This is a genomic window from Sorangium sp. So ce204, from assembly GCF_051526795.1.
Lineage (GTDB): Bacteria > Myxococcota_A > Polyangia > Polyangiales > Polyangiaceae > Sorangium > Sorangium cellulosum_B.
The window spans coordinates 3,256,849-3,279,187 of sequence record NZ_CP150317.1; the positions used below are offsets into that span (position 1 = coordinate 3,256,849).

Annotated in this window: 13 protein-coding genes and 1 pseudogene; 8 read left to right on the top strand and 6 right to left on the bottom strand. The window is 69.8% G+C overall.

The window, feature by feature from the left end; translation table 11 throughout:
- Position 1 precedes the first annotated feature (1 nt).
- Both WMF22_RS12435 and WMF22_RS12440 read left to right on the top strand, forming a co-directional pair.
- Positions 2-1,357: a hypothetical protein gene (locus tag WMF22_RS12435; RefSeq protein WP_438035895.1), complete on the top strand. Its 1,356-nt coding sequence runs from the start codon at positions 2-4 to the stop codon at positions 1,355-1,357.
- 23 nt (positions 1,358-1,380) lie between these two features.
- Positions 1,381-1,863 carry a hypothetical protein gene (locus tag WMF22_RS12440; RefSeq protein ID WP_438035896.1) on the top strand — a complete coding sequence of 161 codons (483 nt, stop codon included), beginning with the start codon at positions 1,381-1,383 and terminating at the stop codon, positions 1,861-1,863.
- Between the two features lie 195 nt (positions 1,864-2,058).
- Here the strand turns inward: WMF22_RS12440 and WMF22_RS12445 are convergent, their stop codons facing one another.
- Both WMF22_RS12445 and WMF22_RS12450 read right to left on the bottom strand, forming a co-directional pair.
- A complete protein-coding gene (locus tag WMF22_RS12445) occupies positions 2,059-2,952 on the bottom strand; it encodes a calcium-binding EGF-like domain-containing protein (RefSeq protein WP_438035897.1) in 894 nt (297 codons plus the stop codon).
- 537 nt (positions 2,953-3,489) lie between these two features.
- On the bottom strand, positions 3,490-4,467 hold the full coding sequence (locus tag WMF22_RS12450) for an AraC family transcriptional regulator (RefSeq protein WP_438035898.1): 978 nt from the start codon (positions 4,465-4,467) through the stop codon (positions 3,490-3,492).
- A 613-nt stretch (positions 4,468-5,080) separates the two neighbouring features.
- Here WMF22_RS12450 and WMF22_RS12455 point away from each other — a divergent pair.
- From WMF22_RS12455 to WMF22_RS12480, 6 genes and pseudogenes are all read left to right on the top strand, one after another.
- The gene (locus WMF22_RS12455) at positions 5,081-6,322 is read left to right on the top strand and encodes a methyltransferase (protein ID WP_438035899.1); all 1,242 of its coding nucleotides are present in this window, start codon (positions 5,081-5,083) and stop codon (positions 6,320-6,322) included.
- A gap of 184 nt (positions 6,323-6,506) precedes the next feature.
- Positions 6,507-7,535: an ABC transporter substrate-binding protein gene (locus tag WMF22_RS12460; protein WP_438035900.1), complete on the top strand. Its 1,029-nt coding sequence runs from the start codon at positions 6,507-6,509 to the stop codon at positions 7,533-7,535.
- A 100-nt stretch (positions 7,536-7,635) separates the two neighbouring features.
- Positions 7,636-7,788, top strand: a pseudogene (locus WMF22_RS12465) (3,4-dihydroxy-2-butanone-4-phosphate synthase); the annotation flags it as partial.
- 109 nt (positions 7,789-7,897) lie between these two features.
- Entirely contained in the window at positions 7,898-8,383 is a 486-nt protein-coding gene (locus WMF22_RS12470; protein WP_438035901.1) for a hypothetical protein, read from the top strand.
- A gap of 158 nt (positions 8,384-8,541) precedes the next feature.
- A complete protein-coding gene (locus WMF22_RS12475) occupies positions 8,542-8,775 on the top strand; it encodes a hypothetical protein (protein ID WP_438035902.1) in 234 nt (77 codons plus the stop codon).
- Positions 8,772-11,231, top strand: a complete 2,460-nt coding sequence (locus WMF22_RS12480) for an SGNH/GDSL hydrolase family protein (protein WP_438035903.1) — start codon at positions 8,772-8,774, stop codon at positions 11,229-11,231. Before WMF22_RS12475 ends, WMF22_RS12480 begins: the two co-directional genes overlap by 4 nt.
- Before the next feature lie 118 nt (positions 11,232-11,349).
- Here WMF22_RS12480 and WMF22_RS12485 read toward each other — a convergent pair whose 3' ends face one another.
- The 4 genes from WMF22_RS12485 to WMF22_RS12500 all read right to left on the bottom strand — a co-directional run bounded on the left by WMF22_RS12485 (position 11,350) and on the right by WMF22_RS12500 (position 22,323).
- Positions 11,350-11,724, bottom strand: a complete 375-nt coding sequence (locus WMF22_RS12485) for a hypothetical protein (RefSeq protein WP_437915859.1) — start codon at positions 11,722-11,724, stop codon at positions 11,350-11,352.
- Between the two features lie 228 nt (positions 11,725-11,952).
- Positions 11,953-13,092 (bottom strand): PAS domain-containing protein, encoded by a 1,140-nt coding sequence (locus WMF22_RS12490; protein WP_438035904.1) that lies wholly within the window; start codon positions 13,090-13,092, stop codon positions 11,953-11,955.
- 227 nt (positions 13,093-13,319) lie between these two features.
- Positions 13,320-19,424: an AAA family ATPase gene (locus tag WMF22_RS12495; protein WP_438037255.1), complete on the bottom strand. Its 6,105-nt coding sequence runs from the start codon at positions 19,422-19,424 to the stop codon at positions 13,320-13,322.
- 205 nt (positions 19,425-19,629) lie between these two features.
- On the bottom strand, positions 19,630-22,323 hold the full coding sequence (locus WMF22_RS12500) for an ATP-binding protein (protein ID WP_438037256.1): 2,694 nt from the start codon (positions 22,321-22,323) through the stop codon (positions 19,630-19,632).
- Positions 22,324-22,339 lie beyond the last annotated feature (16 nt).

Below are 22,339 nucleotides of genomic sequence, written 5' to 3' on the forward strand. Positions count from 1 at the left end.
CATGAGCCTCTGCGGGCGGATCCTGCTCGGGCTCTCCGCCGTGACCGCCGCGACGTTCGCGCTCACGCCCGCCGCGCTCGCCGCCCCCAAGGCGTCGAAGTCGATCGCGGTGCGCATCGAAGGCCCGAGCGCGGATGACATCCGCGAGGACATCCTCGCCATCGTGCCGGAGACGCTGGGGGTCGTGGACCCTGACGCGTTCTCGAAGTCGCTGAAAGGCGCCGGCCAGACCAAGCCCGTCGGGGATACGCTCGTGTCGAAGGCTCAGCGCAAGAAGGCCATCGACCGCATCCGCAAGGCAGGCAAGGCTGCGAAGGCAGAAGGGGTGATCTACGGCGTCTCGCGGACCAACAAGAAGAAGAAGAAAGAGGTCCACCTCGTCTACGTCGACGAGAACGCCGGCGACCTCGCCGTGGACAGCGCGGTGCCGCTGAGCGGCTCGCGGGACGACCGCAAGAGGGCGCTGGAAGAGCTGCTCGGCCCGACGCTGGCGCAGATCGCGCCGCCGCCCGCCGAGGAGGACGAGGCGAAGGGCGACCGGGAAGGCGAAGGCGAGGATGGGAACGGGGGGGACGAGGAGAAGGTCGAAGGCGGCGAGGAGAGGGACGCCGACGAGGGCGGGAAGGGCGGCGAGCGCGAGCCGCACGAGGCCGGCTCGGCGCTCTTCTCGATCGAGCTCGGCGTCGAGTTCGTCGGCCGCTGGTTCGACTACTCCGATCCGCGCACGCAGAACCTCCCGCCCTACAGCGTCTTCGGACAGCCCGCGCTGTCGGTCTCGGGCGAGCTGTACCCGCTCGCGTCGACGGACATCGCGGTGCTCAAGGGCCTCGGGGTCACCGCGGGGTATGCGCGGGCGCTCGGCCTCAACTCGGCGGTGGGCAGCGGCGACCCGATCAGCACCACCTACGAGCGCATCAACCTGGGGCTCCGGGAGCGGCTGTCGCTCGGCGAGGCGTCCGTGCTCGGGATCTCCGCCGGGCTCCGGTTCCTGACCTTCGAGATCGACGCGCCGGCGGACCTCGCCAGGACGGTGCCGAACGTCTCGTACACCCTGTTCCGGGCGGGGCTCGACGGGCGCGTCCCGGTCGGCCCGATCGCGCTGGCGCTGGGCGCCGAGTACATCCTGCCGCTCTCGTCAGGCCCGGTCTACGAGCGGTTCACCGGGGCGAGCGTGCAGGGCATCGGCGCGCTGGCCGGGGTGATGGTCCCGGTCGCGACCGGCATCGAGGCGCGCCTGATGGTCGAGTACGCCCGGTTCTTCTCGTCGTTCCAGCCCGAGCAGGGCGACGCGTACATCGCAGGCGGGGCCATCGACCAATACCTGGGACTGCGGCTCGCCGGAGCCTACGTCTATTGAGAGAGAGGTAGCACGTGACGTTCATGCCTTCCCTTTACGGGCGCGCCGCGCTCACCGCGGCCGCCCTGCTGACCGGCGGCGCGCTCCTCCTGAGCTGCGCTGGGACCCTGGACGAGGACGAGTTCCCCCTGGGCGACCAGGGCAGCGGCGGCACCGCCGCGGTGACCGGCAGCGGCGGCGCCACGACCGGCGGGGGGTCGACCGGATGCTCCGAAGCGCCGGCGCTGGTCGCGATGAAGTGCGCCACCGCCGGCTGCCATGACGAGAACTCCAAGCTGGCGGGCCTCTCGCTGGCCGCCGGGTGGGAGAACACGCTCCGGGGCCAGGCGTCCGTGTGCGGCAACGGCAGCTCGGTGCTCGTCCCGGGCGACCCGGACGCCAGCGCGATCTACACGAAGGTCACGCCGGACCCGCCGTGCAACGAGCGGATGCCGTTCGGCGGCGCGGCGCTCAGCGACACCGAGATCGCGTGCATCCGCGACTTCATCACCGCGCTCCCGCCCTGAGGAAGTGAACGAGCGTCTGGCCGCCACGGCGGCGCGGGCGGTGCGGTCGTCTCCTCGATGAGCCCACCTCGCTGGCGCGACGTAGGGCACTCTCGGCGCTCTAGCCCCTGGTTGCTCCTTGATTCACCGTCTTGCCGGAGCCGTCACGGGGCAACGGCGAGCCTCTGCAGACGCCGCCCTGGGCTGTCGCCCAGCTCAGGGGCAGCTGCCGGCGAAGCTCAGGAAGCTCTGTACGCAGGCGTCCGCCTGATCTTGGCTGGTGAGCGGCATGGTGGTGAGGGTGTTGGCCACCGACACGTATCCGCACTGGTCGGGCTCCGGGCCGAACTGGCCGTTGACAGCGAACTCGACGAAGGGGCCCTCGTGGCCATTGTCTTCACTCTTCAGATAGTAGTAGATGCTGCCGGGGCCCATGGAACCCGAGTAGTTGATGCACTTGACGGGGGGGGTGGGGGGACCCCACCCGGGCATGCCATCACACGGGCACGTCGGCCCCGTGGGCTGGCAGGTGCCGCTCTCGCAGGTGAAGCCCGACCCGCACGAGCCGCAGTCGAGCGTCTCGCCGCAGCCATCGGCGATCGAGCCGCAGGTCGCTCCCTGAGCGGTGCAGGTGGTGGCGACGCAGACGGGCGTCTCGCAGTTCGCCCCCGTCCAGTCGGGCGCGCACGTGCAGGTGTACCCGTCGACCTGATCGTTGCACGTGCCGTGGACGCAGGGGCTCGGCGCGCATTCGTCGATGTTGGTCTCGCAGTCCGTCCCCGTCCAGCCGGGCGCGCACGTGCAGGTGTAACCGCTCTCGGTCGCGGCGCAGGCGCCGCCGTTCTGGCAGGGGCTCGGCGCGCATTCGTCGATGCTGGTCTCGCAGCTCGTCCCCGTCCAGCCGGGCGCGCACGTGCAGGTGTAACCGCTCTCGGTCGCGGCGCAGGCGCCGCCGTTCTGGCAGGGGGCCGAGGCGCAGGGGTCGGTGGCCTCCCCGCTTTCGTCGCCGTCGGCCGCGGAGGGGCCGGCGCTGGTACAGCCCGCGAGCAGCAGGGTGGAGAGAGCCGGGATCGTCAGAGAGTGGAGAAGTGAGCCTGCAAGAGACCGCATGGGTGGTCATCCTTTCAATGTTGTGCTTGCGCTGGCTGGAGAAGGGTCGGGCCGGTCTGTTCAAGTTTGATGCCAGTGCCGAATCGGCGCTTTCGGAGGTGATGTTGACGCAGGCCCCTGCATGGCATTCGGTGTGTGCGCGCCGCCAGCTCCCGTCGCCCAGGTCCAGTCGCGCGCCGCCGCCTGCTGCTGCTGCTGCTGCTGCTGTCTGAATGCCTCACCTGCGGAGATCACGACGCACCGCCGTGACCGACCGCGGCGACCCTGCCGAGTTCGATGAGGGAGCGATCTTCCACCATAGGTTCAGGCGAGGATGCAACAGCGACGAGCTCGCCCGTGCGTTTGTCTTGCCGTTCATGGACAGCTCGCTGCCGTTTCTGGACAGGCGCCATCGTTCGCGCGCGCGAGAGATGGCGATCTGCGCGATACGTCGAGGTCGAGCCCGACGACCGGTACGCCATGGTGAGCTGTGGGCGGCTGGCCCGGGGTGGTGTTGTCGCCGGAGTTGTGGCTCGTGGGGGCCAGCGCTCGTGACGTTTAGGGCCGGCGCCGCGGCCGGAGGAGCGGTAAGCCCGCGGCCGCGCGCCCCGCGGACAGCGTCTCGGAGGGGCTCTCGCCGAACCGGCGCTTGTATTCGACGCTGAACCGCCCGGGGTTGCCGAGCCCGAGCGCGGCCACGGCGCCCGCGACCGACGTGCCGGCCGAGGGCTCGGCCAGCTGGCGGCGCGCGAGCTCGAACCGGCGCCGCCGCAGGAAATCCATCGGTGGTATTCCCCGGCTCGCCACGAAGGCTGCTCGCAGGGACCGCTCCGGCACGCCCGCCGCGGCGACGATGTCGGCCAGCGTGATGGGCTCGGCAGCGTGCGCGGCCATGTACTCTTCAGCCTTGCGGACGCACGCCGGAGCCACGCGCGGCTGCGGTGCATCGAGGATCTCCGATAGGCTGTGCCGGGTGTGTACCAGGAGGCTCGTGAAGAGAGCACCTCGCAGCGCAGCGAGCAGCATCGGCGAGGCCCAAGGCTGCTCAATCTGACGGCGGAAGAGCTGCGCGACCTCGTGGACCGTGCGGCCCGGTCCGTCCTCGATGTCGAGCGCCGTACCGAACCGGATCGGGCCGCGCAGCGCAGCGCCCGTGAGCGTGGTGAAGTGGGCGTCGAGCGCTCCGCGGTCGATCACGAGGGTCCGCCCGTGAAACGCCCCGCTGACATCGAGCGAGCAGGATCGCCCTGGTGAAAACAGCGCGGCGCGCCGGCCCGGCACGACGCGGAAGGGCTCGCCCGCGTGGTCGCCGGCGCTCTCGCCGCCGGCCGAGAGAGACAGGATGTATTGCTCTCCGACCGCCGGCACGAAGGCCCGCCCTCCGCCGGGCCAGTCGCCCGCCACGACACGGAGTGTGCCGAAGGAGGCGACCTCCATCGCACAGCCGAACGATGTGCCGCGCTTGGGCTCGAGGGTCGCGCCCGTGTAAACGCGGCGGAAGGCCTCCCGAGCCTCGCCGACGTCACCGGTGCACACGAGCTGAGCCCGCGCAATCCCCGCCCCCGGCGCCTGCGCGGCGCGCGAGGACCCTTCACCCTTATGGCCTGTCTGGACAGAGCGAGGCGCACGACGTGACATTGGAGGAGAAGGGAGCACACCCTTTGGAGAATGTAAATTGTGGTGAGCCAGCCAGGTAGATCCGGCGGCTCCCGTGACCCTCGCGGGGTCTGCAGAAGCGTGCAGGTGGCGAATCCGCCCGCGCGCAGCGTATGCGGTCGTCGGAGCCGTAGCGCGACGCGATGCCGGGAATGACGAGGGCCGTCTCGATGCCTGGTTGTCGTCTGCCCGGATCGTCGAATGTCCGGTTTCCAAACGGAGGCCGCGGGCGCGCGGCATGAACACCACATGACCCACGCCAGGCGCTTGATCGAGCCGCTGGTCCCCGCGGGTCCTGCGCCGGCGCGGCGCTCGCCGCGCTCGCGCCGTACTGCGCCTGGATCTCGCGCGCGAGCCGGCGCAGGAACTGGGTAGAACGGCGAGTTTCAGCTCAGCCAACCCGGGACGCAGGGCCTCCGCCCGGCGGCGCGCCCGAGGCGCCTTCCTGGCGCGGCGCGGATCCGGTAGTCCTCGCTCCGCCTCCGGCTCGCGCATGCCCCCGTCGACCACGCCGCCCTCCGTCGCCCAGCGCCTCGCGCGCGCCCTCGAGGTGCTCGTGCCGGCGCTCGACATCGTCGAGGCCCGCGTCGACGAGGGCGCGCCGCCGGCCTGGTGCGAGGCGCGGGGCTGGACGGGCTTCCTGCTGGCGCTCTCCGACGCCGAGCTCGCCCGCTGCGAGGCCGAGGGGCTCGCGGCGTGCGTCGACGGCCTCGAGGGCACGCCCCCGAGCCTCGTGGCCCTGGCGCGGGCCGCGGACGAGGCGGCCAGGCTGCCTCGGCGGCCGGTTGAGCCGCTCCCGCCGGCGTCGCTGGACGAGCTGCGGGCGGTGCCGGCGCGCAAGCGGCTCCAGCTGGAGGCCCTGCTCGGCGCCGTGGCGCCCATGGCCGCCCGCGCCCGCCGCCTCGTCGACGTGGGGGCGGGGCACGGCCACTTCACCCGCCTGGCCGCCGCGCGCTTCGACCGCGATGCGGTCGGCCTGGAGCGCGAGCCCGACCGCGTGGCCACGGCCTCCGCGCTGGCCGCCGGGGGGCGGGCGCGCTTCGTGGCGTTCGACGCCTTCGAGCAGGCGCTGGCGTTCGGTCCGGACGACCTGGCGGTCGGCCTGCACGCCTGCGGCGAGCTCGGGGACCGCACGGTGACGGCGGCGGCCGAGGCGCCCTGCGACCTCGCGCTCGTCTCGTGTTGCCTTCAGAAGATCGGCGCGCCGGCCCGCGCCCCGCTCTCGGCCGCGGCCAGGGCGGCGGGGCTCGTCCTTCGGCGCGAGGCGCTGGGGCTCACCAACCTGACAGCGCGCCCGGCGGGGGTCGAGGCCAGCCTGGACGAGGAGCTCCTGGCCCGCGAGCGGCGGCACGCGCTGCTGTCGCTGCTCCGCGGCCGCGGGCTCGACGTCGCCCTGGGCGAGGAGATGCGCGGGATCAACCGGCGGCGCGCGCACGGCGGGCTGCGCGAGCTCGCGGCCAGGGCGCTCGCGCTGCGGGGCCTCGGCCCGGCGACCGAGGCCGAGCTCCGCGAGCGCGAGGTCGCGGCGCGCGCGGCGTTCGGCCAGATGCGCCGGCTCACGCTGCCGCGCGCGCTCCTGGCCCGGCTCACGGAGGTCGCGGTCGCGCTGGATCGCGCGAGTGCCCTCGGCGAGCGAGGGCACGAGGTCGAGGCGGCCATCGTGTTCGAGCCCGAGGTGACGCCGAGGAACGTCGCGATCTTCGCGAGCGCCCGGCCGGGAGGGCTCGGCGGCTGAAGCGGCCTTGCAGCGGCGGCCTCCGCCATGGGCCGCTCGCCAGCACCCCTGTGGATCGGGTGCTTCTCTGGCAACAGCGCCTCGCGGCAGCCCCTTGATTCCAAGGGTTTCACGGAATGGCACGCACGGTGCACATCGCGGCGCCATGCAAAGACGTCAGTTCTTGGGAGGCGCCGCAGCAGCGGTGTCGGCAGCGCTTCTGGCAGGCAGGGCCCGGGCCGCCGGGCCCGGTGTGATCCGCGTCGGGGTGCCCGGCGTCGGCGTGGCCAATCGCCCCGTCACCGGGGGAAGCTACTTCTCCCTCTTGCACCTCAAGGGGACCCTGGCCGAGGAGTTCAAGAAGGATGGCATCGAGGTGAAGTGGAACTTCTTCCGCGGCGCCGGCCCCGCCGTGAACGAGGCGGTCGCGAACAACCTGCTCGACATCTGGACCCACGGTCACCTGCCTTCCGTGGTCGGCCGGGCGAGCGGCCTCAAGACGCGGCTCCTGGCCAGCGCAAGCCGGCGCGGACACGCCTACCTCGTGGTGCCCGCCGACTCGCCGATCACCAGCGTCCGGGATCTGCGCGGCAAGAAGGTGGCTTTCCAGAAGGGCACGGCCTCGCAGCTGTCCGCGAGCCGGATCCTCGAGGGCCACGGGCTGAGCGAGAGGGACATCCGGTCCATCAGCATGGATGCCTCCACCGCGAAGGCGGCGATCGCCACGAAGGACATCGACGCGGTGTTCGGCGGCACGGACTACCTCTCGCTGCGCGACCAGGGGATCGCGAAGATCGTCTACACGACGAAGGGGGATTCCCCGACCTACCCGAGCAATTCAGGCATCATCGCGCGGGAGGACTTCATCAACGAATACCCCGACGTCGTGCAGAAGATCATCACGCTCGCGGTGAAATCAGCGGCGTGGGTCGCCGACGAGAAGAACCGCACGCAAGCCTTCCAGCTCTGGTCGAAGTCCGGCACGCCCTTCGCGAACTACAAGGAAGCGCAGCAGGGCGAGGACATGAAGCAGAACGCCAGCCCGCTGCTCGACGAGTACGCCATCGCCCGGTACAAGTCGGCGGTCGCCGACTCGAAGAAGTACGGCCTGATCAGGAGCACGTTCGAGGTCGAGCCCTGGACCGATCGGCGCTTCCTCAACCGGGCGCTGAAGGACGCCGGACTCGAGCGCTTCTGGGCCGAGTGGGACGCGAACGGCAAGCCGAAGGGCTGACGGCGCCGGCTCCGGCCCGCTGAGCAAAGAGGGATCCATGGCCGTTTCGACATCCACGTTGCGTGTTCAGGCTGCCGTCGAGCGGCTCCGGGCCGGTGGCATGGTGATCCTCGTCGACGACGAGGCGCGCGAGGACGAGGGAGATCTCGTCGTCCTGGCGGAACATGCGACGCCGGCCGCCATCAATTTCATGGCGACCCACGGCCGGGGGCTGATCTGCCTCGCCCTCACCGAGGACCAGGTGGACCGCCTCGGGCTGCCGCTCATGGCGACCCGGCCCGGCGCGCGCCGGTCGACGGCGTTCACGGCTCGTCTCCATCGACGACCTCATCCGCCACCGGGTGCGGAGCGAGGACGTCGCCGTGCGCGTCCGGAGCGCCCCGTTCCGGCCCGCAGGCCTGAGCGGCGAGTGGCGGGCGCACACGTACACGCTACGTCGCGAGAGGCAGCTGCTCCTCCTGACGCGCGGCGCGCCGGCGCACGCCGGCGAGCCCGCCATCGTGTACACCCACCGCGCCGCGCTCGTCTCGGACCTCCTCGGCGACGCCCATCTGTTCGACGCCCTGCGAGACATCGAGGCTGCCGGCGCCGGCGCGGTCGTCTATGTGCCCCCGCCGGCCGAGCCGGCAGCCGCGGGAGCCGACGTCACCATGGGGCTCGAGCTCGCCGTGGCCGCGCGCGAGCTCGTGGCGCTCGGGGTTCGCCGGGCGACGCTCCTCGACTCGAGGGCGCCCTGGCCCCAGGGTCCGAAGAAGGAGATCGACCTCGAGACGGGCGAGCCCGTGACGCCGATGGGCGTCCACAGCCATCGATCCAACGTGGGCCCGACCGCCGAGCTGCGTGCCTGAAGAGCTCCCGCCCACCGGCGCGCGAGCCTCGAACGTCAGCGCTTCCAGCCGCGGCGCCGGCTAGCCCCTCCGCCGACCCCCGCCACGCCGGCGCCCCGGCATCGGACGCCTGAGGGGCGACCTCGACAGGATTGGCACTGTAGAGTAGACAACGTGCCATGGCAGATCTTGACTCAATCGGTGTGCCGCCGGATGGGGGGGAGTTCGAGCTCCCCGATCCCATCCCGGCGGAGGGTGTCGATGCTCGATGTCGCGCGATCGAGATCGTCGAAGGTCCGCAGCTCGGAGCCCTGGCGGTCATCACCGAGGGGCCCGCGGGAGCGACGCGCGCGTGGACCAGCGTCGGCCCGGGCTGGGAGCACGGCTGTCAGCTCGCGCGGAGCGACACATGAGCCTCGCGTACCCGGCCGGGCTGCACGTGGATAGGAACTCGCTCGGCCCCGGGCGACTCGAGTCGATGGCCTGGCACGTGGAGCGGCCGCACCTGGCCCCGCGGTGCCTGCCCCTGGCGGGGGTCGACGCCGACGGGCAACGCAGCCTGATCTGGGTGAACCACGACCAGGCCGCGCCGGACGGCGCGATGAAGGAGCGCTGGTTCGCGGTCCCGTCCGAGGTCCCCGCGGTGCGCCTCGAGCTCGACAGGGTGTCGCTCCCGTCGGGGGTCGGGAGCTCCGGCGCGTTCCAGCTCCAGATCCTGGACGCGGCGGGCTCCTCCGTCCTGTTGTCGGCGTCGTTCACGCCCACGAGCACCCCGACGGACTGCATCACGCCATCGCTCGCGGTCACCGCGGGGCTGTCGTACCGCGCGCGGGTCGTCGTTCGCAGCGGCGCGACGCAGGCCACGTTCCTGTGCGGCAGGCTCCGCATTCGCCCGGTGGGCGCCACGGGGGTCCTCTACCCCGACTTCTACCGTCTGGACGTGCACCCGGCGCTGCTCCACGGCTCCAGCGAGGCGGGGTACGAAAAGCTCACTGCCTGGCGCAACCCTCGACATCTCCAGATGTCCAACCTGGCGTATTACGCGTTGTCCACCGACGCTGACGTCCTTGACGTCGAGTATTACGACACGGTGAACCGGCGAAACGGAAACCGGTCGTATCCGTCCGTCTGGGCCGACGGCGAGCCCATCGATCCGGTGCTCCCCGTGGCGTGGAACTCGACCACGTTCAGCAGGGTGAGCGTTCCGGCCGCGCGCAGCGCCGTGCCGCGCAAGATCAGAGTCTATTCTGGTCCTCAGATGGCGTCACCGTACACGGCGTCGCTGGTCGCCGTCCGTGGCGAGAACATCGGCGTTTTCCCCGGTGGGATCTACGTGCCAGGCGCATCGATGTTCGAGGTCACGCCTCCCCCGGCTCGCGTGATCATCGCCATCGTCGATTCGAAGGGCGCGGGCGCGTACACCGCGTTCTCTGGCATGACGTCGTGGCAGCTCCAGATGCAACGCAAGGGCCTCGAGTTCATGACCCATGGCAGCGGTGGGGATGGCCTCGTGCATCTTACCGGGACGGCGACGCCTTCCGTCGCCGCGTGCCGCGCGCTCGCCAGAAAGATCCTGGCGCACCGTCCCGACGAGGTGATCGTCCAGATCGGAAGGAACGACTTCGCCAACCAGAAAACGACGGCCGCGAACGTGGTCCAGTTCAAGGTGGACCTCGCGAACGCGATCAAAGAGGCCGATCCGCGCGTGGTGGTGCGCGCCATGACCTACACGCGCGAGGTGACCGAGAACGACGTTGCCGGCACGTCCTGGGACGCGCAGCGCGACGCGGAGGCGGCGGCGGTCGCCGCGCTCGCTCCGTGGGGCGAGGTGATCCATGCCGATTCCGCGTGGACGTCGGAGGCGGCGGCCGCGCACAACGCGGCGGACACCATTCATCCCAACGAAAAGGGGCAGGAGAAGATGACGGCGATATGCGCCGGGGACGCCTTCCCGTTCAGCCCGATCCATCTTCCGGGGCTCTTTACCTGGGTCAAAGCTGGGTTTGACCTCCCCGGCGGGGCCGTGACCGGGACGCCCGCAGGGTTCGGCCCCTCACCGCCTGCCCTGACCGCTGCCGGCACGTCGACGGTCACCGGCTTGCTGCATGTCGAGGTGGTCCTGGGGGGGCCGCGCGGCACCGCGAGGTTCGACTGGAGCATTCACGGCGGTGGCGTGTGGGCAGAGAACAATGTCCTGGTGCCGTCGAGCGGCGTTGTCGCGCTCGGTACGACCGGGATCACGCTCACGTTCCCTTCTGCCACGTACAGCAACCTGCATTACTGGCGGTTGCCGCTCGGGATCGGCCAGGCCGTCGACCGGAGCGGGAACTCGAGACACTGGACGATCCAGTACCCAGGGAGCCCCGCGGCCTTCGAGATCGACGACCTCAACCACGCGCCGGCAATCTCATTTTCTAACATCCTGCAACAGTATCGCCTGAACGGGATCTCTCTCGCCGCGCCTTATGCCCTGTTCGCCGTGTTCAAGAAGAATTCCACGGCGCTCGGCGCCATCATCGGAAGGACGAGCGCCGGCTCAGGGGCGCTGTTCTACAACAACACGGCCACCTCGTTGGCCTTCAGCGACGGCGCGGTGACCCGGCAGGTGACCGGGTATAACCCGCTCGTGGCGCACGCCGTGGGTGTGATCGTGAACGGGGCCAGCTCAGCGATCCTCATCGACGGCGCTTCGACCACGGTGTCGCTGAACAACGTGACGGTGACCGGGCTCACGCTCGGCGGAGACAGCCAGAGCAGCTTCCCGCATGACGGCACCCTCCTGGAGGCGCTCGCGGTCTCCGGCGTCCCCTCGGCGAGCGCGGTCAGGAACCTGTTCCGCCGCTTCCGGCACGATTACGGCACCCCGTAACGGCGGCGGTTGGCAGACCGACCGTTCGCTCGTCTCCGCGTGGCTCGAGCGTGTCCGCGTGGTCGGCATCTCCGGGCCGCCTGAGACCCGCGCGCAGCAGCACGCTGGACGCGCGGAGCTATGGATAACTGACGGTGATCTCGGCGAGGAAGGTCCTGCCGTTCTGCCGGCTCGTGGCCGAGAGGTAGCTCTCCGCGGCCGGGTAGTCGTACCGCGTGTCCATGGCGTTGTAGATGCCGATCACATAGCGGCTGTGGAAGCGCTGGAGCTCCCCGGACACCGTGAGGTCCGCGACGATCGCGCCCGCTGTCTCGTCGGCCGAGCTGCGGCCGATGCGCCGGGGCGCCTCCAGGTTGATCCGGAGCCCCGCGGCGGCGAGCCGCTCCACCACCGGGACGACGCCGCGAAACGACGCGAGGTGCTCCGGCGCGTTGATCAGCCGCTCGCCGCGCCTGAGCTCGCCGCGCTGGTAGCCGTATGTCGCCGCGAGCACCCAGCCTTGCCGTCACTCATGGCGTCGCGCGCGGGCTGGCGAATGGCCATCACCGTCTTGCGTAATCGAGGTTGAGGAGCGCGATGACCATCGCCAGTCTGCGCGGGACCTGCCGCAAGGCGTTGACCGTCGTCGGCGCGCGGTGTGCCTCGACAGGCGATGGCCACGGAAGTTGCATCCTCGAACGCAAGGCACTGACCCGCCCGATTGGCGCGCCCTGGCGCGACATCATCGCTGCTGCGGCGCGCTCGCCGCATGCTCCTTGTTCATCCCCCGGATGCAGTGCTGGAGCGCCGCCCGGAGGTTCCCGAAGGTGGCAATGTCGGCCAGATCGAGCCCGAGCGCCACGATGGTCTGTGCGACGTTCGACCGGATGCCCGTGACGATGCCCTCCGCGCCCAGGAGCCGGATGGCACGGACGAGCTCGATCAGGTAGCTCGCGGTCTTCGTGTCCACCACCTCGACGCCGGTGAGGTCGAGGATGGCGTAACGCGCGCGGGTACGCGTGATCGCGTCGAGCAGGACGTCCATCACATCCGCGGTCCTCGCGCTGTCCACCATCCCGACCATGGGCAGGGTGAGCACGCCCTCCCAGACCTGGATGATAGGAGTTGACAGGTCGCGGATGACCTGCTGCTGCCGCTCGATGAGCTCCAGCTGGTTCCGTAACTCCAGCTCCTTGGTCTTTGCGTCGGTGACGTCAAGCGAGAAGCCGACGACCCCGTGCACCTCGCCATGCTCGCCTCGGATCGGTAGCTGCCAGTTCTCCCAGAACAGCCCGTGCGCCTGGGTGAGCGAGTGGTTCGGCTCGCCGGCGAGCGCCCGCCGCAGCACGTCAATCCCCTCGACGCTTTCCGCGTAGAGCTCGAACGCGTTCTTGCCGATGTGCTGGCCCTGCACAAGCCCAGCCCGATCGAGCGCTTTGCCCTCGTGGAGCGTGAAAACTCCGGCGCGATTGATGGCCCAGAGGACGCTCGGCAGAGCCTGTGTGATCGTGTGTAGGACCCGCTCCTTCTCCTTGTTGAGGAGGCGCTTTTCGATCTGCTCCGTCACACGTTGCCCGAAGACCCCAACGCTGCTGACCTCGCCGCGCTCGTCGATGAGGCGCTCGTAGCTCCACTCGAAGAGTGCCTCGTCGCCGCCCTTGCGGGCGTGGGCCCACACCCGGGGCATGGCGTCGTTCTCGCCGAGGAGCCGCCGCCAGGCGTCCGGGTCACCGGGTACGGGTAGCAGCTGATCCATGCGCTGGCCGAGTGCCTCTTCCCGCGCATAGCCGAGCAGCCGTCCAGCCGCCTCGTTCCAGTCCTCGATCGTGAGATCGCGGCCATACTCGACGATCGCGAGCGGCGCCCGCTCAACGAGGCGCACTCGCTTGCTCGCAAGCTTCACGGCTTCGATGTCCTGCTGCAATCCGGTAGAAACTTGCATACCAACGGAATTGAACCTGAACGTTCTTCATCCGTCGAGCGAATTCGTGGTGTGGCGGCTCCCACTCTGGCATGCCATGTCACACCATGTCCCCTTGGTGGAGCGTCGCCCACGGGCTGGGCAGTGGCGTGGGCGCGGAGGTGAAGGAGCACGGCTGCGGTGTCTAGCTAGGCCGGCGCGATGCCGCGCTCGTCGGCCTCCGGCGGGCTCAACGGGAGCGCCACCACGAACATCGCGCCGGCGCCCGGCTTGCTCTGCACCCGGATGGAGCCGCCGTGCGACGCCACGATCGAGCGCGCGATGTAGAGCCCGAGGCCGAGGCCGCCGAAGTTGCGCACCGACACAGCGCGCTCGAAGCGCTCGAAGATCCTGCCCTGATCGGCCTCCGCGATCCCGATCCCCTCATCCCGGACCACGAGCAGCGCGCGATCGGCCTGCCGCCGCACGTCGACATGGATAGGCCTACCTGCGCCGTACTTCATCGCGTTCGACAGGAGATTGACGACGACCTGCTCCAGGCGATCCGCATCCCAGTGCCCGACCACGGGCGCTCCCAGATCCAGCTGCGTCCGGCAGCGGGACGCCGCGAGCTGCGGGCGCATCCGCTCGACGACGTCGCCCGCCAACGCCGCCAGATCGACCGGCGCCCGCGCGAGCGCCAGGCGCCCGGCGCGCAGCCTCGTGACGTCGAGCAACTCGTCCACCAGTCGCCCGAGCCGCGACGTCTGGCGGCCGAGGATCTGGAGCATCGCTTCGATCCGCTCCGGGGGGACGTCCGCGAGCGAGCGGCGGCGCAGCAGTCGCTCGAAGCTCTGCGCCTGCATCTGCAGCGAGGTCAGCGGGGTCTTGAGCTCGTGAGACGCGACGACGAGGAACTCGTCCCGCCGCTGGATCGCCTCCTGGGCCTCGGTGTACAGGCGGGCATTGTCGAGCACGAGCGCCGCGCGGCGCGCCAGCTCCTCGGCCAGCCGCAGCTCGGCGGGGCCACAACGGCGCTCGGGCGCGGTCGCCAGCAGGGTCATGACGCCGAAGTACCGGTCGCGCGCGAGCAGCGGAACCCGCAGGAACGCGTGGACGCCGAGCCGCTCCCAGGGCGGCCTGACCCGCGGGTCGAGCGAATGCACCTGCTGCACCAGCGGCGTTGCGCGGCCATCTCCCGCCTCGGATCCGGCCGGTGACGCTTCTGCCAGCGCGCGCAGCGCCTCCTTCAGCGCTTCCAGCTGCTCGCCGGACACCCCCGCGACGACCGTCGGGCCCGGCGTCCTGTCCTCCGAGAGCACGTCGACGACGCACTGATCCGAGAGCTCGGGCACCGGGAGCTGCGCCACGCTCTCGAAGGTCGCGCTGTACCCCAGCGTCATCAGCTTGCGGCTCGCCTCGGCCAGGAAGCGCTCGGCCTGCTCGGCCCGCTTGCGCTCGGTGATGTCGGTGGAGATGCCGCAGAGCACGCCGGGCATGACCCCCTCGCCGAGAGGGAATTTGATCGACAGGAACGTGTGCAGCCCATCCTCCAGCGGCACCGTCTCCTCCCACTCCATCGGCGCACCCGCCTCGAGCACCTTCCGCTCGTGCTCGCGGACCATCTCGGCAACGGGAGCAGGAAAGAGGTCGGCGTCGGTCCTCCCGAGGAGCTGCTCGCTCGGCATGCCCAGGAGCGTGCCCACCTGCCGGTTGGCGAGCAGAATTCGGCCTTCGCGATCCTTGAGGTAAACGGCCGCCGCCGAGTTGTCGACGATCGCCTGGAGGGTCGCCTGGTTGGCCTTCAGCGCCTGCTCTGCTCGCCGCCGCTCGGCGTTCTCCTGCTCCACGTCGGCATAGAGCATCGCGTTCTCCAGCGAGATCGCCGACTGCGAGGCGAGCAGCTCGACGACGCTGAGCCGCCCGGGGGTGAACGCCCCGGTGGCTAGGTTGTTCTCCAGATAGAGCAGGCCGACGAGCCGAGCCTGGCGCACGATCGGGAGGCACAGCATCGATCTCGGGCGCTTGCGCCGGAAATACTCATCCTCCACGAAGGAGTGCCGGCCGGCGGCGTCGTCGAGCAGCACGCGCTCGTGGCTCCGGCGAACATAGTTGAGGACCGACTGCGGCAGCGCGGCCGAAGGCGCCTCGCCCGCGTCGAGCAGCCGTACCGCGCCCCCTGGCGCCTCGATCGCCGCGATCCACAGCTGCTCATCCCGGACCAGGAGGACACAGCCCTCCTCGGCGCCTGCGTGCTCGACCACGATGCGAAGCAGCATCTCGAGCAGCCGCGAGAGCTTGAGCTCGCCGGAGATGCTCTGCGCGGCCTTCACCACCGACAGGACGTCGAACTGCTCGGCCCGTACGGCGAAGGTGACGGTGGGGGCGATCGGCTTGTGCTCGACGAGGTGAGGGTAGCGCTGATCGAGCTGCTCCACCTTGGCGTGGGCGCCCCAGCGGAAATAGCCGGCGCGGGCGCTTCGCAGGTAGCTGTCGGCGGGCGTCGAGAGGCCGCGCGCGCGATAGAACTCCGCGGCGAGCTCGCAGGCGATGGCCTCGTGCTGGGCGAAGCCGCCCTCGCGCGCCGCCGCGATGGCCTGCTCGTAGAGCCGGCTGGCCTCCGGCTCGCGCCCCAGGAGCCGAGCGATCTCGGCGCGGACCAAGGCGTGCTTGTGGAGGAAGTTGTCGGGGCCGCTCCTGGCCCACGCGCCGAGCTGCCGCTCGCACTCGAGGAGCCCCTCGGGGAGCTCCCGCGGCGGGGATGGCCGCGCCTCGCCCGCGCCGTGCGCCTCGTGCGCGCCGTGCGCCTCGTCGGAGAGGGTCGCGAGCGCGAGCGCGAGATAATAGAAGCTCTCGGCGATGACCGCGTGCGGCACGACCCTGGGGGGGTGCTCGGCGATCGCGCGGGTCGCCGCCGCCAGCGCCTCTCGGGGAGAGCCGAGCACGAAGAGCGCCTGCGCCTTCAAGCTGTAATAGAAGTCGCGAGCGGCCTCCAGCTTCCCAGCCTCCTCCAGCCGCGCCTCGAAGGCCGGCGGATCCAGCTCGGACCCGTCCAGCATCGAGAAGCGGACCGGCCTCCCGCGCAGCGTCTGGATCATGGCGTGGCCGCCGAGGAGGGCGTTGAGCGCGAACGTGTAACCGACCCTGTGCACGAAACCGAGGCGCTCCTTGACCTCGTGAAGCACGTCGTCCAGCGGCTCGCCAGAGAGCAGCGGGAACAGCGCGGCCCAGATGCAGTTGGTGCACGCCATGTTCAGGTCACCGGACTCGACCGCGGCGCTGAAGCCGTCGCGCGTGTACGGATACGTCTCTCTGTAGTGGCGTGTCCAGAAGACGACATGGTGTCCGAAGAGGACGACCACCACCGATTTCGTGGTCAGGAGGCCGCTCCCGTCCGCCAGGCCCTGGGCAAGCCTGCCGAACAGGTAAGCCTCCTGATATCGCCCGAATCTCGAGCTGATCACCATCGCGAAGGCGGCGTACGCGACAGCGGAGGGCTCGGCGTTGCCGTGGCGCAGGCTGAGCTTGACCATGCGCATGACGACGAGATTGTACAGGTTCGGGTCCACGAAGAACGCAGGGAGGGACACGCTCTGCAGGACGCCCATCGTGATCTTGTTCTCCGGGTGCGTCATGGGGGGCAGATGGATCAGGTCCTCGATGGCCCGATCGCCCAGGGCCTGCCAGACGCTCTCGGTCTCCTTCTCGATCTGTGCGTCGGTGGGGTGGAGCGGCAGATCAACGTCGCACGCGCGGAGGCACGAGAGCCCGATCTCCACCGCGCGGGCGTAGTGCCCGCGGGTGACGTTCAGCGCGGCGACGAGCGCGGAGGCGGCGACCGTCTCGTGCCGGGTCCTCGCGCGATCGCGGAGCTCTTCCAGCAGCCGCTCGGCCTCGTCGAAGGCGCCGGTGATGTACGCGACGTGCGCGCGCTCGAAGGTCAGGTCGTAGGTCAGCTCGTGCCGCGCCTCCCAAGAGGCCGGCGCGAGCAGCGAGAGGCCCGCGGCGAAGAGCGCGGCGGCGGATCGGAAGGCCGCGGCCGCCTTGGCCTTCCTGCCGGCGCGGAGGTTCAGCGCCGCGACCTCATCCCGCTCCGCCTGGGAACGCAGGAGCGCGGCGCCGTGGTTGAGGTGGCCGACGACGTCGAAGAGCGCGTCGTCGCGCTCCTCCGCGCGTTGTGCCGAGAGGAGCAGCTGCCCGATCCGGAGGTGCATCTCTGCAAGCTGTCCCGCCGGGATGAGCGAGGTTGCGGCTTGCTGCACCCGGTCATGGAGGAATCGATAGGCGCCGTCCCGGCGGAGGAGCAGCCCCTCCCGCACGGCCTCCTCGAGCGCGTCGCGGAGCTCCTCCGCCGGACGGCCCGCGACCACCGCGAGCGTGTCGAGCTCCAGGCTGCTGCCGAGGCACGCGGCGAGCGTGAGGGCGTCCCGCGTCGGACCCGAGAGCCGCTTCAGCTTGCCCGCCATCAGCTCGACGACGTTGTCGGTGAACTCCTTGTCCCGGATCGCGGCGATGTCCCAGCGCCACCTGCCCTCCTCCGGGTCGAAGGTGATGAGCCCCTCCTGATGCAGCGCGATCAGGAACTGGAGCACGAAGAACGGGTTGCCGCCGGTCTTCTCATAAACCAGCCGCGAGAGCGGCTCGGCCTGCTCTGCCGGCGCGTGCGGCGCGTGCGGCGCGTGGACCGTCTCGGCGACGAGCGCCCCGACATGGGTGGCCGAGAGCGGCTCGAGGACGAGCTCGGAGACAGCGGCGCCGCGCTTCCGCGCCTCGGCCAGCGTGAGCCGCAGCGGGTGCGCGGGGCCGACCTCGTTGTCGCGGTACGCGCCGATCAGCAGGAGGTGCTCGGACCCGGCGTAGGTGGCGAGCTGCTCGAGCAGCTGGAGGCTTCCCGCGTCGGCCCACTGCAGATCGTCGAGGAAGAGCGCCACGGGGTGGTCCTGCTGGGCGCATGCAGAAACGAAGCGCTGGAGCGTCGCGTGCAGCCGGCTCTGGGCCTCGGCAGGCGGCAGCTCGGGCACGGGCGGCTGAGGGCCGAGGAGCAGCGTGAGCTCGGGGAGCACGTCGGCGAGCAGCCTCCCATTGGGGCCGAGGGCCTCCCGGAAACGCTGTCTCCAGCGCTCGACCTGCTCCTCGCTCGCGCAGAGGATCTCCTGAAAAAGCGCCCGGAACGCCTGATGGAAAGCGCGGTAGGGGACGTCCCTCGCGGCTTGATCGAACTTGCCGGAGAGGAAGAAGCCCCGCTCCCGCACCACCGGCCGGTGCAGCTCGGCGACGAGCGACGACTTGCCGATGCCCGAGTAGCCCGACACGAGCACGAGCTCTGGCCGGCCATGCTCCACCACCCGCTCGAACACGGCGAGCAGCGCCTCCACCTCGCGCTCGCGGCCGTACAGCCGCTGCGGCACCTGGAACCGGTCCGAGAGGTCGCGCTCCCCGAGCGCGAAGGGCGGAATGGCGCCGGTCGCCCGCCATCTTGCGAAGCACTCGTCCAGGTCGTGCCGCAGGCCGGCCGCGCTCTGGTAACGCTCCTCGGCGGCCTTGGAGAGCAGCTTGAGCACGACCGCGGACAGGAGCGGGGGAATCGAAGGGACGAGCGCGCTCGGCGGGGAAGGCTTCTGCGCGATGTGGCAATAGACCCACGCGACGGGATCGCCGGCCTGGAACGGTAGGGTGCCCGTCAGCATCTCGTGGAAGACGACGCCCAGGGAGTACAGATCGGTCCGCTCGTCGATCCAGCGGTTCATCCGGCCCGTCTGCTCCGGGGCCATGTAGGCCAGGGTCCCCTCGATGAGACCGATGTGCTCGAGGTGCTGGAGCTCGCGGGGTATCCGGGACGCAAGCTCCAGGTCGGTGATCTTCACCTCGCCCGTGGCCGGGTTGAGGAGCACGTTCTGAGGCTTGATGTCCTTGTGGACGACGTCGTGCCGATGCAGCGCGGCGAGCGCCTCGACCACACGGATGGCGAGGGGGAAGAAGCGCTCGAGCGGCATCGGGCCTTTCTGGAGCCGATCGAGCGACACGCCGCCGAAATCCTCCAGGACCAGCGCCGGCTGATCGCCGACCATCTCGAGCGCATAGGGCATGACGATGGCCGTTGTGTCGAGCGCCCGAGCGATCTCGTATTCGTGGCGCAGCCGCTCGGGAGCGCGAGGGCTCGCGTGATCGCGCCGGAGGACCTTGAGCACCACGGGACGGTCGTCGTCTTTGCGTACAGCCCGGTAGAGAACGGTGTCTGAACCCTCGTAGAGGACCTCGATGATGGCGTAATGGGACGAAGACCCATGACTGGAGGAAACGGGATTGGTGCCCACTGGAGTCCTGAGATGCGAGTAATGCACGATGCATGCTGCCATGACGAGCGCGCGTCGCCATCGCCTTGAGCGGGCGCACGCTGGCTCGCGAACGCCGTCACCGCGCCCGTACCTCCAAAGTAGGTTTGCGCTTCTGGGCGGGGGACGCGCCGCGGCGGTCTGGCGAGTGGCGCGGCCCTCGACGCGCCCGCTCGCCTCCTTCGCCTCACGATGGCTGCGCGAGGCTGATCTCGCCGTCCGGCTCGATAGGCAGCTCGACGGTGAACGTTGTTCCTGAACCTAGCTGGCTGTGCAGATGCACGCGACCGCCGTGCGCTCGTACGATCTCCCGAACAAGGTACAGGCCGAGTCCGAGGCTCTGCGCTTGATGAAGCCCCGTCGCGCGCTCAAACGCCTCGAAGACGCGCCGCTGGTCGGGCTCAGATATCCCGATCCCCTGATCGAAGATCGAGAGGCGAGCGACGGACCCATCCGCGTCGGCGACGATCCGAACCGGCTTTCCAGCTCCGTACTTCAGAGCGTTCGTCAGCAGGTTCGTCGCGACCTGCTCGAGCCGCAGCCGATCCCACTGGCCCCAGACAGCGCATATCGCCTGGACGTGGAGCGCACATCCTGCCAGCGCCGCCTGCTCGCTCAGCCTCCCGACGACGTCCCGCACGAGCGCCGTCAAGTCCACCGGCTCACGCGTCAGGACGAGCCGCCCCACCTGGACGCGCGAGAGGTCGAGCAGGCTGTCGATCAACACGCTGAGCCGACCGAGCTGACCCTTGAGCGACGTAAGCGAGGACGACAACCAGGACGAGGATACCGTCTCTTGATGCTTTATCGATCGCGAGAGCGCGTCGAGCTTGAGATGGACGCCTGTCAGCGGCGTCTTCAGCTCGTGGGCGAGGATCGCCGTGCGCCTCTCCGCGGCCTCTGCCGCCGCCCGCGCCCCTCGCTCCCTGGCGAGCAAGAGCGCGTGCTCGAGCGAGATGGCCGCTTGCGTCGCGAGCAGCTCGAGGGCGAGGAGCCGCTCGGGCGTGAACGCGTGCGTGGTGAGGTTGTTTTCGAGGTAAAGCAGGCCGATCACCTCGGCCTGCCGCAAGATTGGAACGCAGAGGATCGACCTCGGCTTCTGTCGGACGATGTGCTCGTCGTCCGAAAACCTGCCGGCCTTCGTGGCGGCGTCATCGAGGAGCACCCGCTCTTTGGTGAGCCGCACGTAGCGGAGGAGCGAGGCGGGGACGAGCGGCGAGGAGGACACTGGCAAGGAATGCAGGACCTTCGTCACGGTGCCTTGTCGCTCTTCGATCGCGGCTTCCGCTTCGATCGTCAGATCACTGCCCCGTACGAGGATGAGGCAGCCCTTCTGGGCACCTCCCTGCTCGAGGACGAACTCGAGCAGCGTTCGCAAGAGCTTCTCCAGGAGGATCTCGCTCGAGATGGTCTGCGACGCCTTGACGACCGAGAGCAGGTCGAGGTGCTCGGCGCGCGCCGCGAAGGTGGCGGTGGGCGCGAGCGGCCGTTGCTCCAGGAGCTGCGGATACAGCGTCTCGAGCTGCTTCACCTTGCCGTCCGCCCCCCAGCGCACGTAGCAGGACCGGGCCTCGCGCAGGTACGTATCGGCGATTCGCTCGAACCCTCGCGCTCGGTAGAACCGAGACGCGAGCTCGTAGGCGAGCGCTTCATTGTGGACGAAGCCGCTGTCGCGCGCCGAGCGGATGGCCTCTTCATAGAGGCGCATGCCGTCGAGGTCCCTGCCCTCGATGCGCGCGACCTCGGCTGACACCAGGGCGTAGCGGCTCTGGAAGTTCTCGGGGCAGTTGTCGGCCCAGAGCTTCAGCTTCCGCAGTTGCTCCTCGAGGGGCTGCGCGAATTGCCGCCGCTGCTCCTGAGGTGCCTGCGCGTGGAGCGCCGTCAGCGTGAGCGCGTGGTAGAAGTGGTGCGCCGCCTCCATCGCCAGAGACGCCACCTGGTGCTGCATCAGCGCGGCGCTGGCTGCGGACTCCAGCGCTTCGGCGTACCGTTCATGGGTAAATGCCGCGATCTGCTTCATGATATGAACAACGGCGATTCCGAGGCCGAAGCCCGCCTTGTTGAGGATCGCGATGCTGTTCTCCTTGTCGAAGGCGCCGTCGCAGAAGCTCGTGGCTGCCTGCGTCGCTCCCTTCAGGCTCGCCGCAAACTGCTCTTCGAGCCGGACTACATGGTACACCACCTCGTTGTGGGTCTGCCGGGCGAACGCGGTGTACTTCCGCGCGACGTCAATGACGCGATCGAGCGGGTCGCCGTTCTCCAGGAGAAGCCATACCATGTTGTACGTCAAGTAGCCGGCGCAGATGAGATCTCCAACGTCGAGGCAATCGAGGAAGGCCTGGTCCATGAGCGGGAGGCTCGTCGCGTAGTGCCTGCGCCAGAAATTGACGACGCCCGCGTGATGAAAGAGCAGCTTCCCCTTGAGCTTGGTCGTGACGCTCTTGAACCTTTCATTCAGCCTGAGCGCCATCTCAGAGAACTGGAACGCGCATGGAATGTCGTCCAGGATCGACACCACCACCATGGAGTAACAACTGTAGACGAACGAGGACTCTTCGGCGTGTCCGCACCGCAGGGAGACGTTCACTCCCTTGGCGGTGAGCAGGGCCCAGAGCGCCGGTCGCACGGAGTAGATGAGGGGGCTCGATTCGGCGACCAGACCGATGAGCGCCCGCACGCTTTCGTCCGTGGCTACGGGCGCGTCGACGAGATCGGCGATGCGACGCCCGCGCAAGTTGATCGGGACCTGGCGGATCTCGGCCTCCACGGCCGCCTGGATCTCCTCGTCGAGATCCGGGAGCGTCACCCCGTAGAGCCGCAGGGCCTCGAGCATGACCGTCGCCGCGTCGCGGTGTCGTCCGGCCATCTGATAGAGCCGCATGCGCAGCCGGTAGGCC

Excerpts from the sequence above, each read along its gene's own strand:
- WMF22_RS12445 (WP_438035897.1), bottom strand. The coding sequence starts at position 2,952 with ATGCGGTCTCTTGCAGGCTCACTTCTCCACTCTCTGACGATCCCGGCT.
- WMF22_RS12440 (WP_438035896.1), top strand. The coding sequence starts at position 1,381 with ATGCCTTCCCTTTACGGGCGCGCCGCGCTCACCGCGGCCGCCCTGCTG.
- WMF22_RS12455 (WP_438035899.1), top strand. The coding sequence starts at position 5,081 with ATGCCCCCGTCGACCACGCCGCCCTCCGTCGCCCAGCGCCTCGCGCGC.
- WMF22_RS12480 (WP_438035903.1), top strand. The coding sequence starts at position 8,772 with ATGAGCCTCGCGTACCCGGCCGGGCTGCACGTGGATAGGAACTCGCTC.
- WMF22_RS12500 (WP_438037256.1), bottom strand. The coding sequence starts at position 22,323 with ATGCGGCTCTATCAGATGGCCGGACGACACCGCGACGCGGCGACGGTC.
- WMF22_RS12475 (WP_438035902.1), top strand. The coding sequence starts at position 8,542 with ATGGCAGATCTTGACTCAATCGGTGTGCCGCCGGATGGGGGGGAGTTC.
- WMF22_RS12435 (WP_438035895.1), top strand. The coding sequence starts at position 2 with ATGAGCCTCTGCGGGCGGATCCTGCTCGGGCTCTCCGCCGTGACCGCC.